Below are 13154 nucleotides of genomic sequence, written 5' to 3'. Positions count from 1 at the left end.
TCCCGGAGTGCGTCTTGATAGATAGACGGGCTTTCGAGGTGTGACATTTCGGGAGCTGGGGACGTCTGTGTAGTACAGGCGTGGAGCCGTGGGGCTCCGGGGGAGAGGGGCTTGGCATGCTCAGAACGATGGTCAGCGTCGTTTCGGCGATCACGGTGATACTTAGCGGCTCACCTTCGCCTTCGGTGTCTGAATCGCCTTCGCCGACTCCGTCTGTGACGCCTTCGGTGCCTGTCTCGCCGACGCCTACAGCTACCCCGACGCCTGTTGATCCCACGCCGGCTGATCCTGTTGAGCCCACTCCGTCGCCGGTCGAGCCGACGACGTCCGCGCTGGGTCTCACGTTGGACCAGCCCGCGCCGCAGTGGGAGGATCGCCCGGTCGTGCTGGGCGGCCGACTCTCGACGGGCGCGTCCGGCTGGTTCATCTCGCTGTGGCAGAACACCAGCTCCGGTTGGGTTCTGCGCGGCACCACCCGGACGACGACCGGCGGCGCGTACCGCATCACCCACACCTGGTCGGCCCCTGGCCATCCGACTCTGCAGGCCGTCATCGGTGGCTCGTATTCCGGCAAGCTCGGCCGCTCGCCCATCCGGTACGGCACGATCAGCAATCGCTCGATCGTCCTGGTCAAACCCGCCTCGGCGTACGTCGCCCTCACCGGTGTCTCGGTCAGCGGCAAGGTCACCCCGGCCGAGCCTGGTCGCCAGGTCGTGCTCGACTATCTCTCCGGCGGGACCTGGCGCGGCCTGCGAACCGTCGGGATAGATGCCCAGGGCAACTTCCGTGCCGCCGTGCCGGACAACTTTCCCACTCGCTGGACCGTTCGCGCCCGGACCGTCGAGCCCGCCGCGGAGTACACGTCCGCCGCCACTTTCACCGTGCACGCCTACCTGAATCCGCGCGTCTACACCGTCACCGCGTCGGACATCCCGTCGACGTACCGCAGCGGCTGTCCGGTCGGACCGTCCAAGTTGCGGCGGCTCGTGCTGACGCATTGGGGTTTCGACGCGCGCCTGCATCGTGGCGAGTTGATCGTGCGCGACGCGGCCGTATCGAAGATGATCAGCGTATGGAACGCAGCCGTGATCGCCCGTTTCCCGATTCGCCGGATGCAGCGGGTCGACGTGTTCGGCGGTAGCGACATCAAGGCGATGGAGGCCGACAACACGTCCGCCTTCAACTGCCGCCAGGTGACTGGCAACCCGTATGCGTTGTCCCCGCACAGCTACGGCTACGCGATCGACATCAACACCGTCGAGAACCCGTACCTCGCGGCCAACGGCGTCTGGTACCCGAGCAACGGCCTGTCGTACCGCAATCGCAGTTGGGCTCGTCCGGGCATGCTTTTCAAGGGCAGTACGCCGACCAAGGCGCTCCTGGCGCAGGCGTACATCTGGGGAGCCCTGTGGCGTAATCCCGACTACCAGCACTTCCAGCCGCGATGAACGGCGTACGCGGTCTCGTAGTACTGCTGGTGGTTGTGGCCGCTGGTTGTTCCGCTGACACGTCTGGGCCGCCGGCGTCTTCTCCAACGCCTCCAACGCCGACGACGACAGCGACGCCGACGGTCGGCACTAACGCTGCGACGCCTCCCGAGAAGCCGGAGTTAGCTACGGCGCCTCCGCCCGCCTCTGCCGGTCCGGTGAATGCGGAGAATCTCCCGAAGCCCACGGCGCTTGGAAGTGGCTGGAAGACGTACAACGACCCGGGGGGCGCCGAGCACGGTTTCCAGGGCAACAAGACTTGGACCAGGCGACGCGATCCACACCAGGCAGCGTTCGAGGCGTTGCCTGTCGGGTGCTCACAGCCGTTACCGGACACGGCGATGCCTGTGCCGACTCATGCCTTGCAGGGCGCCTACCGCAACGCCCGAGGTGCTCCTGCCACTGCACTGATCCTGCGGTTCGACAAGCCCGACCAGGCCGCCGCCTATTACCAGGGCTACAACCTGCGGATGCGGGCCTGCGGTCGAGGCGCCTTGACGGTTGAGCCCCAGTGGAACGAGCCGGCTGCTGCAGCGGTCATCCGGCGGTATGAGGCCGGTGAGTCCTTCATCGAGGTCTCAGCGCTCAAGGGCAAGTCGGTGGGTCTACTGGCGAGCGCGGCCGGTGAGCCCGCGGCCGACCTCGCGTGGAGCCGCAAAGCCGCACAGGAGTTGGCTGCCGTGATGGAAAAGTAGCGAAGGTTTCAGTTTCTGCTGCCTACACTGCCAGCATGGCCGATTTCAGTAGCTACTCGCCAATCACCAGCGAGCTTGATCCGCCCTTCGCCGTGGTCGATCTCGCCGCTTTCCGGCGGAACGCGGATGACCTCGTCCGAAGAGCCGGCGGTACGCCGATCCGGGTGGCGGCCAAGTCCGTGCGCTGCCGGTCGCTGCTGACCGAGGCGCTGGCCCGGCCGGGCTTCCAAGGCGTGATGGCGTATGCGCTGCCGGAGGCGATTTGGCTGGCGCGAAACGGGTTCGACGACATCCTGATGGGCTATCCGACCGTGCACCGGGCGGCGCTGCGCGAACTGGCGGCCGACGCCGAGGCCGCGGCCCGGATCACGCTGATGATCGATGACCAAGACCAGCTCGACCTGATCCGGTCGGTCGCTCCCGACGGCGCGCGGATCCGGGTGTGCCTCGACGTGGACGCCTCGCTGCGATTGCTCGGGCAGCACCTCGGCGTCCGGCGCTCGCCGTTGCGCACGCCCGCGCAGGTGCAGGCCCTCGCCCGGATCGTTGCCGACGACAACCGGTTCGAGCTCGTCGGGGTGATGTTCTACGAGGCCCAGATCGCGGGTATGCCCGACAGCTCGCCGGCCGTTCGCTGGGTGAAGCGCCGTTCCGCGGCAGAGCTTGCCGATCGTCGTGGGGCCGTGGTGGACGCGGTCAAGCAGGTCGGCTCGGTGAACTTGGTCAACAGTGGCGGCACCGGCAGCCTCGAGATCAGTAGCGCGGACCCGGTCGTCACCGAGGTCACCGCCGGTTCCGGCCTGTTCGGTCCGACCCTCTTCGACCGGTACGACGTCTTCCAGCCCGAGCCGGCCGTCGCTTTCGCCCTCAGCGTCGTACGTCGACCCGGGCGCGGGTTCGCGACGTTGTTCGGCGGTGGGTACATCGCCAGCGGTGGCGCCGGCAAGTCCCGGTTGCCCAAGCCGGCTTGGCCGTTCGGCTTGAAGTTGATCGGCACCGAGGGCGCGGGCGAGGTGCAGACTCCGGTCCGGGGCGATACCGCCGACGGCCTGCGCATCGGTGATCGGGTCTGGATGCGGCATGCCAAGGCGGGCGAGATGTGCGAGCGGTTCAACACGTTGTACGCGATCGACGGTGACCAGCTCACCCCGCTGCCGACGTACCGGGGTGAAGGGAAGAACTTCGGGTGACGCGGTGGAGTAACTGGTCCGGGACCGAGTCCGCCACCCCGGCCGAGGTGCTCACGCCGCCCTCGGTTGATGCGCTCGCCTCGGCCGTCGGCACAGCTGCCGCCGCTCGGAAGAAGGTGAAGGCCGTCGGCTCCGGGCATTCCTTCACCGGGTGCGCCGTACCGGCCGAGGTGATGGTCCGGCTCGACGGTCTCGCGTCGATCGAACGCGCTGATCGCTCGACCGGCGAGGTCGTCGTCGGAGCGGGGACGGACCTGCATCGCCTCAACCAGGGGTTGGCCGCGTTCGATCTCGCGATGGCCAACCTTGGCGACATCGACAAGCAGACGCTCGCGGGTGCGATCTCAACCGGTACGCACGGCACGGGCGCTCGCCTCGGTGGTCTCGCGACCCAGGTCATCGGTCTGGACCTGGTCACGGCTGACGGCGCAGTGCATTCTTGTACGGCTGACCGGGATCCGGAGCTCTTCCATGCCGCCCGGGTCTCGGTCGGCGCTCTCGGCGTACTGGCCTCGCTCACGTTGCAGTGCGTGCCGGCCTTCCTGCTGCACGCGCAGGAGGGCCCGATGCCGGTGGACGAGGTGCTGGATTCGTTCGACGTACTTGCCGACGGCAACGATCACTTCGAGTTCTACTGGTTCCCGCATACGTCGGTGGCGTTGACGAAACGGAACAACCGGGTCGGTCCGGAGGTCGGCCCGCGCCCGATCGGCCGGTTCCGCGGTTGGCTCGACGACGACCTCCTGTCGAACCGCGTCTTCGAGTGGACGAACCGCCTCGGCGCACGCCGCCCCAGCGTCGTACCGCGGATCAACGCTTTCGCGTCTCGGGCGCTGACGGCTCGTGAGTACGTCGACGCGTCGGACCGGGTCTTCTGCACCGAACGGAACGTCCGCTTCAAGGAGTCCGAGTACGCCGTACCGCGCTCGGAGGTGGCCGCCGTCGTCCGCGAACTACGGGCCTGGATCGACGCCTCCGGCGAGCACATCCCGTTCCCGATCGAGGTGCGGGTTGCCGCGGCGGATGACGTCTGGCTGTCGACCGCCTACGGCCGTGAGACGGCGTACGTCGCGATCCACCAGTACCACCGGCTGCCGCACGAGCGGTACTTCGCCGCCTTCGAGCAGATCGCCAAGGCCGCCGGCGGACGTCCGCATTGGGGCAAGCTGCACACGCTCGGCGCTGAGGATCTTCGGGAACGCTATCCCCGTTTCGACGACTTCCTGGCCGTGCGCGATCGGGTGGACCCGGATCGGGTGTTCGCAAATACCTACACCCGGCAGGTCTTCGGGGATTAGCCTCGGGGCATGACACCAGAGCCGCTTGAACCGCTCGAACCGCTGGAACCGCTCGCCGAAGACTGGCAGCGCGCCCTCGCGATCGTCGCGCATCCCGATGACATGGAGTTCGGCGCGGCCGCTGCCGTGGCCCGGTGGACCGGTCAGGGCAAGGAGATCGGCTATTGCATGGTCACCTCGGGCGAGGCCGGGATCGACGGACTCGCGCCCGAGCAGTGCCGCGCGGTGCGTGAGGCCGAGCAGATCGAATCGGCGCGCATCGTCGGCGTTGACTCGGTCGAGTTCCTCGGGTTGCCCGACGGCATCATCGAGTACGGCGTCGAGCTGCGCCTGGTGATCGCCGGGGTGGTCCGGCGGTATCGCCCGGAGATCGTCATCACCGGCAACTTCCGCGACACCTTCCCGGGCGGCTTCCTCAACCAGGCCGACCACATCGCGACCGGCCGCGCCGTACTCGACGCGGTCCGCGATGCAGGCAACCGCTGGATCTTCCCCGGCGAAGGCGGCGAACCGTGGGGCGGCGTACGTCAGGTCTGGGCCGCCGGCTCACCCCTCGCCCGGCACGCGGCCGACACCACCGACACCTTCCAGTCCGGCGTCGAATCCCTCAAGGCGCACAAGGCCTACATCGACGGCCTCGGCTGGGAACACTTCGACCCGGCCGAATTCCTCGAAGGCCTCTCCCGCCAGACCGGCACCCGCCTCGGCACCACCTTCGCCGCCCCCTTCGAGGTCTACAACCTCGGCTGGTCCTAGCCCCTTCCTCCCGTCCTTCCTTCCGTCCTTCCTTGTCCGCGAGTGGTCGCGTCTGACCGCTCGCGGCGAAGGGCGGATCGGGGGTCAGGCGGCGGCGCGGGTGCCGGAGGGAGGGACTGGTTTGGTGGGGTTGGTGCGGGGGTGCCAGCAGGCGAGTAGGGCGCGGTGGCTGGGGAGGGGGTGCGGGCGGTAGATCTCGACGCGGCGGAGGGCGTGGCGGGGGAAGCCGAATCGGGGGAGGAGCAGGCGGGCTTGGTCGATGGCTTCGAGATGGCCGGGGCTCTGCATCCGGATGGTCAGTTCGATGTAGCCCTCGGTGAAGACCAGGATCCCGCGCAGTCGGCAACGGCCCGGCAGTTGACGGCCGACCTGGCGCAGGTGGACCAGGCCGGAGGCGGAGACGGGCCAGCCGGTGCGGAGCCGCACGATCACGTCGTACCGGGCCATCTTTTGATGATCCGACGCCACCCGGTCGAGGTCCAGAGGTCAGCTGTGGGCGAAGCCGCGCATCGCGCCGAGCATGAGGGCGATCAGCGCACCGCCGAAGCCGACGGCCGCGCAGACCCAGATCGGCAATGGCGTGGCCACGATCGGTAGCGCGAAGGCCACTGGTCCGCAGTAGATCGCGCCCAGCTGCGGATGCTGGTGCGCCCAACGCAGTAGCGCCGACACCGGAGCTCCCAACGGCGCCAGCAGTACGGCGACCACTGCGGCGATCGTCCAGCCGCGACGGTCATACGCCAGCGCGGACAGCAACAGCCACATCAGCGGGCCGAAGACGAGTAACCACCACGGTGGCTCCCACGCCATGTCCCCAGCATCCACGTGCGCCACGAGCGCTTCCCCTCGGTGAACCTGGTCTGTCAGCAATGAGTTTGGCAGGTACATTGTGAATCCCTGGAAAAGGGCCGATCACCGACAGATGATCGGTACATGGCCCGTTACGAAGTGATCGCCCGCGCACAGGTTGGACGGCAGTTGTGCCGGACCGACGCCATCGACCTCACCCTGAAGGGCCGCGGTCTGTCCGAGGGCATGCGCTTCGAGCGCGTCGAACCACGGCCCGACGGCGAGATCGCCATTGTGCTGCACCGCAAATTCAGCTCCCGCAACCCCGACCGTGCCAACGAGCTGACCCACCGGACCCTCGCCGTGCTCGGCATTCCCGCGAGCCAGGTCCGTCAGATCGACGTGCACCGCCTCGCTCGCGGGAAATGCCCAACCCTCGTCCGCTCCTGGGTCAACCCTGCCGATCCGGGCGAGCCCGGCACCGCAGGCGATCGCGAACCCCGCAACCCGCTGCCGAATCCACCCCACCTCCGCGCCGAACTCGACGTACCCCGAGACGCCTAGGGCGCAGGGCACTGGCAGCCGCGCTGGCTGCCGGTGTTGTCGGTGGGATCAGGAAGGTTCTGGCGTGCGGCCGGCCGGGATGCCGAGTCGCTCCTGGGCGTGGTCGCGAACGGCCGGCGACAGGATGTCGGTCCAGCGCGGCACGAGGTCGGACAGGTATTCGCGTAGCTGCGGCTCAAGGTCCGGCGCGTGGTCGAGCACGTCCAGCTCGTTCACGATGCTCAGATCGGCGAAATCCCGAAGCTCGCCGGCGGTCAGCTCGTAGCTGGCGCCGGTGAACCGGTCCTGCACGGTCTGGTGCTCGGCCAGCCCGGGCCAACTGGCCTCGCGGGCACAGCAGCCGTACTGGTAGACGAGTCGCTCCGAGTCCGGGCCGATGACGGATCTGAGCACACCGCGCTCGGTCTGCCAATCGAACAGGCTCGACGGGAAACCGTCCGTGCCGTACGCCGCGTGGGCCAGCGCGGCAAGGACGAGGTCCTGCGAGGCGCCGAGGCCGGACAGTCGTCGCGCGACTCGGTGCAGGTGCACGAACAAAGTGCCGCCGGCGTGCTCGAGGTCATCGGCACCGCGCACTTGGAGTAGGCCGTCAAGGTCTTCGACAGTGGTCATGTGCTGCCTCCGCGATCCGCCCGGGAAAAACACCGTACGCCGAGCGGGAGCGGCTCGCCCGATGACTGTGAGTGTCGTCACGAGATCACCGGGCGAGAAGCCCTGCACGTCTACTCGACCCAGCTGCTGCTCGCGCTACTACTCGGCCAGATCGGCCAGGGTCCTGCGGGCGGCCTCCAGCTCGGCCTCGAGGGCGGCGACGCGGGCGGCCTGCTGCTCGCGGGCGGCGTCGATGACCTCGTCGATCGGGCCGGACAGGTCCTCGTGCAGCTCCTTGGCCGCACGCGAAACAGCCGCGGCGGCAACGGCGAGGCCGCGAGCCAGGTAGCTGCTGCCCTGCTTCAGCTCGGCCGTCCATTCGCCATCGGCGGTGCCCGTGACGGTGAGCGTGAGCTCCATCGTTTTGGTCTTCTTGCCCGCGGTCGCGCGTTTCTTCGGCTTCTCCACTGCCTCGGCAACAGGTGCTTCGGGTGCCTCGGCCACAGGCGCGCTCTCCGGGGACTCCGGAGTGACCTGCGTGTCGCTGTCGGTGATACCGGCCTCTGCGGTGAGAGTGTCTACAGTCATGGTTGCGGCGAACTCCTCATACCTGCTTCGCCGCACCGGAGCGACGAAGGCGCTGTGCTCACAGTAGAACACACGTTCGACTAAAAGCGAAATCGCCTCCGCCGCCCTGGGCAAACCTCAGTCCGTCTGGTGCTCCTTGCGATCGCCGGCCCACTCGAGGTGGAAGCTGCCGTCGCGATCGGTCCGCCGGTAGGTGTGCGCACCGAAGAGGTCGCGCAATCCCTGGATCAACGACGCCGGCAGCCGCTCGGCGCGAAGCCCGTCGTAGTACGACAGCGCGGCCGAAAAGCCCGGCGCCGGTACGCCGACCGTGGCCGCGGTCGCGACCACCCGGCGCCACGAGTCCTGCGCCTCGCCGACGGCGTTCTTGAAGTAGTCGTCGACCAGCAGCGACGGCAGATCCGCGTCCCGGTCGTACGCCTCCTTGATGCGGTCGAGGAAGCTCGCGCGAATGATGCAGCCCGCGCGCCAGAGCTTCGACACCTCGCCGAGGTCGATGTTCCAGTCGTACTCGTCACTGGCCGCGCGGATCGCGTCGAAGCCCTGGGCATACGCCACCAGCTTCGAGGCGTACAGCGCGTGCCGTACGTCGTCGATGAACTTGTCCCGGTCGACGTCGGCCGGGATGTCCTCGGGGCCGGGTAGTACGCCGCTGGCCGCCGTACGGCGCTGAACGTCGCCCGAAAGCGAGCGGGCGAACACGGCCTCGGCCATACCGCTGACGGGGATGCCGAGGTCGAGGGCGCTCTGCACCGTCCAGCGACCGGTGCCCTTCTGCTCGGCCTGGTCCAGCACGACGTCGACGAACGGGCCGCCGCTCGACTCGTCGACCTGGTCCAGCACCTCGGCGGTGATCTCGATCAGGAACGACTCCAGGTCGCCCGAGTTCCAGGTGCGGAAGACCTCGGCGAGCTCGGCCGGCTTCAGACCGAGGACGCGGCGCATCAGGTCGTACGCCTCGGCGATCAGCTGCATGTCGGCGTACTCGATGCCGTTGTGCAGCATCTTCACGAAGTGGCCGGCGCCATCCGGGCCGACGTGCGAGCAGCAGGCCTCGTCGCCGACGTGGGCGGCGATCTTGGTCAGCATCGGCTCGAGCGCGGCATACGCCTCGGGCGAACCGCCCGGCATGATGCTCGGCCCGAGCAGCGCACCCTCCTCGCCACCGGAGACCCCGGCGCCGACGAAGTGCAGGCCCTTCTCGCGCAGCGCGTTCTCCCGGCGGCGGGTGTCGGCGAAGTGCGCGTTACCGGCGTCGATGACGATGTCGCCCTGGTCCAGCAGCGGCACCAGCTCTTCGATGACGGCGTCGGTCGGCGCACCGGCCTTGACCATGATGATGACCTTGCGCGGCGTCTCCAGAGCGGCGACCAGTGCGGGCAGATCGTCGGCCGGGGTGAACTCGCCCTCGTCGGAGAACTCGGCGATCAGGGCGTCGGTCTTCGCCTTGCTGCGGTTGTGCACGGCCACGCGGAATCCGTTGCGGGCCAGGTTCCGGGCGAGGTTGCGACCCATCGTCGCCAGTCCGGTGACGGCGATCTGGGCTTGAGCTGCTGAGCTCATCAAGTCTCCTGCGGGTGAGGGCTGAACGACGAACCATGCGGACACCAGTCTGCTGTCCGGCCCAAGTGAGCCGGACAGCAGGGTGGAACCGTTTGCCGCTCATCCTGATTCCACCGCGTGGACCCTTGCTGGGCCGTCCCGCAGCGTGAGACGGCCGCAAAGTACAGTAATTTGGTTGAGATTATCTAGTGGTGAGGCCAACCTTGACCGTGATCGCCGACCCCGCCGACCGTTGGATGTCCAAGGCGGCGTGTATCGGCCAAGCCCCCGCGTACGACGAGACCGCCAGCGCCTGGCAGCAGCGCAAGGCCCGCGAGGTCTGCCTGACCGGGTGCCCGGTCCTCGACCAATGCCGCGAGTGGGCCCGCGCAACCGGCTTCACCGGCACCGCCGCCGGCGAACGCTTCCTCAACGGCCGCCGCCGCGGCCGCCCCGAACGCCCTCAACGTCCGGAGCGAACCGACCTCCCAGCTTGATCAGCGGATTGAGACAGCTACTTGGCTGTGGCGGGGAGGGGCTTGGGGGTGGCGTTGGTCCAGCCGGATTCGAGGGCGAGGTTTTCGCCGATCTTGATGTTCTGGCTGTTGTAGCGGCCGGAGAGTAGGCGGCCGGTGTTCGGGTCGATGACCAGCTGGTGGGTGTCGCCGTTGCCGGTGGCGGTGATGCCGGTGCCGGTACGGCCGAGGCCGTCGCGGATACCGGGCTCGACCTTCAGGCCGGGCGTTCCGGCGAGCATCCGGAACGCGGCCGCGCGGACGGCGGGCGGTGCCGGAGTCCAGAAGAGCAGGTTGTGCGTCTTGCCCAGCAGCCAGCGCGCCTCGGCGACGTCGGCCGCCTTGTCCTTGAGGAAGAGCGCGCGCAGAGCGGCCGGATCGGTCGGCAGCTTGGCGATCTCGGCCGCCGTCTGGCTCTTGTCACCGAGCAGGTAGTACCGGTCGGAGTCGGTCGCCTCACCGAATCGCGCTTTGCCCGGGCCCATCGTGATGATCACGTCGCGGGCTTCGGCGCTGTCGGCCGGGCCCAGGTTCCACTGCTTCGGGGCGCCGTCCGCGAGCCACTTCTCCCGATCGGAGGCCGTCGCGGGCTTGGCGCTGAGATGGCGGCTCGAATAGTACGACTTCTGCCCGGGCGCACCGGTCCAGTTCTCGATCATCGTGCGCTGTTCCAGCCGGTACGACGCGGCGCCTGTCCCGATCCGCTGGGACCTGTGGATGCTCAACTGGCGATTCCGGAAGTACTTGCCGGTGGTCGCCTGCAACTCGGCGTACGACGCGGCCGACAGCAGCAATTGATCACTGGTCACCGGTCGCTCGGCGGGCGTCGTCGCCACCGGTGCCGGTCCAGCCTGCGAGGGCGGGCCAGAATCGGCCGGGCTCGCAGCGGAGAGCAGTAGCGGCCCACCGAGACCGCCGATCGCGAGCGTGGCGACGCCCGCGGTGACCAGGTGGCGCCGGTGCATCATCAGCCAGGAACGGCGTGGGGTCTTCCGGGCCTGGCGGACCAGGTCGTGCAGATCGCCGCGGGCGTTGCGCATCACGTCCGCCGCGGCCGGGCGCGGGGTGGGGGAGGCGGCGAGCAGGTCGTCGAGTTCGGTCATCGGAGGTCCTTCGGGGAAGAGTCGAGAGAGGTTCGGATCACGCGGCGGGCGCGGGCGAGCCGGGAGCAGACGGTGCCGTACGCGATGCCGAGGGCGGCCGCGGTCTCGTCGTACGTCAGCTCGGCGAACGCGACCAGCAGCAGGACTTCGAGGTCCTTGGCGTTGACCTGGGCAAGGGCATTGGCCAACGGCTCGCTGGTCAGGCGGGCGGTGACGCCGGTGCCGACCGGATCGTCGTGGGCCCCGTCGACCGGCGGTGGGCCGGCTTTGGCGACGGCGCGGCGGCCGCGGAGCTGGTCGCGCTGGTGCCGGCGGATGAGGTTGGTGGCGATACCGAATAGCCAGCCGCGGGCGATCCCGTTACGCCGGTCGAACCGGTTCCGCCGGTTGAACGCGATCAGGAACGTCTCAGCCGCGATGTCGTCGGCCGCCTCGACCCCCAGGCGCCGTACGACGTACGCGTGAATGGCCGCGAAGTGCCGGTCGAAGATCGGCGTGAACCGGTCGGGATCGCGCACCGACGCCGCGATCGCCTCGGCATCGGCAGCGGCGTCCTCGGCACTGACCGAGTCCGTCATCCGCTGCGCCGGCGGATCATGGATCAGGGTGGTCATCGAACTCCTACGTCAGCCGTCGACGGATACCCGATGGGTCCCGCGGCAGCGTTCGCTACCGGACGGATCGATCACCACTTGCCCGCAGTCGCTCGGATCCTTCTCGCTTCGGCAGAAAAACTTCACGCCCGACGGTAGGAGCGGAACCAGTCGATCTCGAACTCTTTTGGATGAGTGGTCTGCTCGCCGGGGAATTCGTACAGGGCGAGCATGAACTGCATCGGGTAGTCCGGCGATTGGTGGCTGATCTTCACCTGTTCGCCGTCGACGAAGAACCGGACCAGGTCGGGCGTCCACTCCGCGCCGTACACGTGGAAGTCGCGGGCGTCGATGGCCAGCTCGACCTCCTCGAACTCGTCGGTCAGACCCGGATCGCCGAACGGGCGGATGCCCATGCCGACCGCGGCCCGCCCGGCGCCGACGTTCTTGCCGAAGATCTCGCAGATGAGGATCTCCCCGGATTGCTCGGGCGCCTCCTCTTCGTAACCGATCATCCAGAGCCCGACCATGGCGGCCGGATCGTCCAGCGCGCGACAGCGGATCTCGAACAGGCCGTACTGCGGGGTGTGCAGCCGGACGTTCTCCTGCTCCTCCCGAACCACCAGGCCCGGTTGGAAGCGGTACTGCCCGATCTCGCTGCCGACCGGCCCGGAGAACTGCCCGGTCTGCAACGCCGAGCACTTGATCGGCCCGTCGAACTCCGGACACCACGGCTGCTGGTCCTCGTCGATCCGCAGCCGCAATCGCCCGTCGCCCGTGGTGAACCGCGTCGCCGTGGCAGCGCGCGAACTCCAATGCGGCGCGTAGAACCGCAACCAGCGCCCATCAAGCTCGGCCTGGTCGAACTGGTCCTCGAACTCCAGCTCGTAACCATCCCGGTCAAGAGTCATGAACCGACCCTAGAACCAGCCACCGACACTTTCAGTCCGTACGCCATTGGCCGTCGCGCATGATGACCCGATCGCGCAGTTCGTTCTCCTCGCGCCAGGCCAGTACGCGCTGGGGCCGGACCCGGAAGTAGAAGTACGGCGTACTCAGCGTGCGCGGGTCGAACCCGGTCTTCACCGCGAAGGCATCACCGGTCGCGTCGTCCAACTCGGCGGCTGGGATGGACTCCGCGAGCCCTTCGACCAGGACGACGTCCCGGGTCTGCCCGATGCCGAGGCGGACCTTGCCGCCGGCGAGCAGGTTCCGCCCGGCCGGGGCCGACGCCGCCGTGGCGAGCAGGAGCGTGCCGTCGGTCCAGAGGAAGGAGAGCGGGATCAGGTACGGCACGTCGTCATCGGCGGAGGCCGTTGCCACCCAGGCGTCCACGTCCTGCTCGAAGCGCTCGAGGCTGTCCTGCACACGCTGTTTCAGGGCGCGGGGCGGTGGCACGGTCATGCTGTTCTCCTCCGGAATTCGGGTGGCATCCGTAATGAT

16 protein-coding genes are annotated in these 13154 nt (G+C 68.4%); 7 read left to right on the top strand and 9 right to left on the bottom strand.

The window, feature by feature from the left end; genetic code table 11:
- Window positions 1-116 precede the first annotated feature (116 nt).
- The 5 genes from OG394_RS16595 to OG394_RS16575 all read left to right on the top strand — a co-directional run bounded on the left by OG394_RS16595 (window position 117) and on the right by OG394_RS16575 (window position 5426).
- Window positions 117-1448: a M15 family metallopeptidase gene (locus OG394_RS16595; protein ID WP_328996267.1), complete on the top strand. Its 1332-nt coding sequence runs from the start codon at window positions 117-119 to the stop codon at window positions 1446-1448.
- 380 nt (window positions 1449-1828) lie between these two features.
- Complete coding sequence (locus OG394_RS16590) at window positions 1829-2182, top strand: hypothetical protein (RefSeq protein WP_328996266.1); 354 nt, start codon at window positions 1829-1831, stop codon at window positions 2180-2182.
- Window positions 2183-2217: 35 nt separating this feature from the next.
- Window positions 2218-3372 carry an amino acid deaminase/aldolase gene (locus OG394_RS16585; RefSeq protein ID WP_328996265.1) on the top strand — a complete coding sequence of 385 codons (1155 nt, stop codon included), beginning with the start codon at window positions 2218-2220 and terminating at the stop codon, window positions 3370-3372.
- A complete protein-coding gene (locus tag OG394_RS16580; RefSeq protein WP_328996264.1) occupies window positions 3369-4670 on the top strand; it encodes a D-arabinono-1,4-lactone oxidase in 1302 nt (433 codons plus the stop codon). Before OG394_RS16585 ends, OG394_RS16580 begins: the two co-directional genes overlap by 4 nt.
- A gap of 9 nt (window positions 4671-4679) precedes the next feature.
- Window positions 4680-5426 carry a PIG-L deacetylase family protein gene (locus tag OG394_RS16575; RefSeq protein ID WP_328996263.1) on the top strand — a complete coding sequence of 249 codons (747 nt, stop codon included), beginning with the start codon at window positions 4680-4682 and terminating at the stop codon, window positions 5424-5426.
- Between the two features lie 84 nt (window positions 5427-5510).
- Here OG394_RS16575 and OG394_RS16570 read toward each other — a convergent pair whose 3' ends face one another.
- On the bottom strand, window positions 5511-5873 hold the full coding sequence (locus OG394_RS16570; protein WP_328996262.1) for a hypothetical protein: 363 nt from the start codon (window positions 5871-5873) through the stop codon (window positions 5511-5513).
- Window positions 5874-5912: 39 nt separating this feature from the next.
- On the bottom strand, window positions 5913-6236 hold the full coding sequence (locus OG394_RS16565) for a hypothetical protein (protein WP_328996261.1): 324 nt from the start codon (window positions 6234-6236) through the stop codon (window positions 5913-5915).
- A gap of 123 nt (window positions 6237-6359) precedes the next feature.
- On the opposite strand from OG394_RS16565, the gene OG394_RS16560 reads away from it, so the two are divergent.
- Window positions 6360-6779, top strand: a complete 420-nt coding sequence (locus OG394_RS16560; RefSeq protein WP_328996260.1) for a hypothetical protein — start codon at window positions 6360-6362, stop codon at window positions 6777-6779.
- A 48-nt stretch (window positions 6780-6827) separates the two neighbouring features.
- Here the strand turns inward: OG394_RS16560 and OG394_RS16555 are convergent, their stop codons facing one another.
- The 3 genes from OG394_RS16555 to gndA all read right to left on the bottom strand — a co-directional run bounded on the left by OG394_RS16555 (window position 6828) and on the right by gndA (window position 9521).
- The gene (locus OG394_RS16555) at window positions 6828-7391 is read right to left on the bottom strand and encodes a DUF6817 domain-containing protein (RefSeq protein WP_328996259.1); all 564 of its coding nucleotides are present in this window, start codon (window positions 7389-7391) and stop codon (window positions 6828-6830) included.
- Window positions 7392-7529: 138 nt separating this feature from the next.
- Window positions 7530-7958 (bottom strand): DUF6319 family protein, encoded by a 429-nt coding sequence (locus tag OG394_RS16550; protein ID WP_328996258.1) that lies wholly within the window; start codon window positions 7956-7958, stop codon window positions 7530-7532.
- 117 nt (window positions 7959-8075) lie between these two features.
- Window positions 8076-9521 carry an NADP-dependent phosphogluconate dehydrogenase gene (gene gndA, locus OG394_RS16545; protein ID WP_328996257.1) on the bottom strand — a complete coding sequence of 482 codons (1446 nt, stop codon included), beginning with the start codon at window positions 9519-9521 and terminating at the stop codon, window positions 8076-8078.
- Window positions 9522-9712: 191 nt separating this feature from the next.
- Here gndA and OG394_RS16540 point away from each other — a divergent pair, with 191 nt between their 5' ends.
- On the top strand, window positions 9713-9997 hold the full coding sequence (locus OG394_RS16540) for a WhiB family transcriptional regulator (RefSeq protein WP_328996256.1): 285 nt from the start codon (window positions 9713-9715) through the stop codon (window positions 9995-9997).
- 17 nt (window positions 9998-10014) lie between these two features.
- On the opposite strand, the gene OG394_RS16535 is transcribed toward OG394_RS16540, so the two are convergent.
- The 4 genes from OG394_RS16535 to OG394_RS16520 form a co-directional block, all read right to left on the bottom strand.
- Window positions 10015-11118 carry a CU044_5270 family protein gene (locus OG394_RS16535; protein WP_328996255.1) on the bottom strand — a complete coding sequence of 368 codons (1104 nt, stop codon included), beginning with the start codon at window positions 11116-11118 and terminating at the stop codon, window positions 10015-10017.
- Window positions 11115-11732 carry an RNA polymerase sigma factor gene (locus OG394_RS16530; protein ID WP_328996254.1) on the bottom strand — a complete coding sequence of 206 codons (618 nt, stop codon included), beginning with the start codon at window positions 11730-11732 and terminating at the stop codon, window positions 11115-11117. Before OG394_RS16530 ends, OG394_RS16535 begins: the two co-directional genes overlap by 4 nt.
- Before the next feature lie 122 nt (window positions 11733-11854).
- The gene (locus OG394_RS16525; protein ID WP_328996253.1) at window positions 11855-12622 is read right to left on the bottom strand and encodes a glycoside hydrolase family 16 protein; all 768 of its coding nucleotides are present in this window, start codon (window positions 12620-12622) and stop codon (window positions 11855-11857) included.
- Between the two features lie 31 nt (window positions 12623-12653).
- Window positions 12654-13115: a pyridoxamine 5'-phosphate oxidase family protein gene (locus OG394_RS16520; protein WP_328996252.1), complete on the bottom strand. Its 462-nt coding sequence runs from the start codon at window positions 13113-13115 to the stop codon at window positions 12654-12656.
- Between the last annotated feature and the right edge of the window lie 39 nt (window positions 13116-13154).

The sequence above is a fragment of the Kribbella sp. NBC_01245 genome (assembly GCF_036226525.1).
Classification (GTDB): domain Bacteria; phylum Actinomycetota; class Actinomycetes; order Propionibacteriales; family Kribbellaceae; genus Kribbella.
The sequence above is the reverse complement of the archived record's forward strand: the minus strand, read 5'-3'. Positions and strand labels throughout refer to the sequence as shown.

Bases quoted from the DNA above. Each gene is read 5' to 3' on its own strand.
- OG394_RS16595 (WP_328996267.1), top strand. From the start codon at position 117: ATGCTCAGAACGATGGTCAGCGTCGTTTCGGCGATCACGGTGATACTT.
- OG394_RS16590 (WP_328996266.1), top strand. From the start codon at position 1,829: ATGCCTGTGCCGACTCATGCCTTGCAGGGCGCCTACCGCAACGCCCGA.
- OG394_RS16585 (WP_328996265.1), top strand. From the start codon at position 2,218: ATGGCCGATTTCAGTAGCTACTCGCCAATCACCAGCGAGCTTGATCCG.
- OG394_RS16575 (WP_328996263.1), top strand. From the start codon at position 4,680: ATGACACCAGAGCCGCTTGAACCGCTCGAACCGCTGGAACCGCTCGCC.
- OG394_RS16570 (WP_328996262.1), bottom strand. From the start codon at position 5,873: ATGGCCCGGTACGACGTGATCGTGCGGCTCCGCACCGGCTGGCCCGTC.
- OG394_RS16565 (WP_328996261.1), bottom strand. From the start codon at position 6,236: ATGGCGTGGGAGCCACCGTGGTGGTTACTCGTCTTCGGCCCGCTGATG.
- OG394_RS16560 (WP_328996260.1), top strand. From the start codon at position 6,360: ATGGCCCGTTACGAAGTGATCGCCCGCGCACAGGTTGGACGGCAGTTG.
- OG394_RS16555 (WP_328996259.1), bottom strand. From the start codon at position 7,391: ATGACCACTGTCGAAGACCTTGACGGCCTACTCCAAGTGCGCGGTGCC.
- OG394_RS16550 (WP_328996258.1), bottom strand. From the start codon at position 7,958: ATGACTGTAGACACTCTCACCGCAGAGGCCGGTATCACCGACAGCGAC.
- gndA (WP_328996257.1), bottom strand. From the start codon at position 9,521: ATGAGCTCAGCAGCTCAAGCCCAGATCGCCGTCACCGGACTGGCGACG.
- OG394_RS16535 (WP_328996255.1), bottom strand. From the start codon at position 11,118: ATGACCGAACTCGACGACCTGCTCGCCGCCTCCCCCACCCCGCGCCCG.
- OG394_RS16530 (WP_328996254.1), bottom strand. From the start codon at position 11,732: ATGACCACCCTGATCCATGATCCGCCGGCGCAGCGGATGACGGACTCG.
- OG394_RS16525 (WP_328996253.1), bottom strand. From the start codon at position 12,622: ATGACTCTTGACCGGGATGGTTACGAGCTGGAGTTCGAGGACCAGTTC.
- OG394_RS16520 (WP_328996252.1), bottom strand. From the start codon at position 13,115: ATGACCGTGCCACCGCCCCGCGCCCTGAAACAGCGTGTGCAGGACAGC.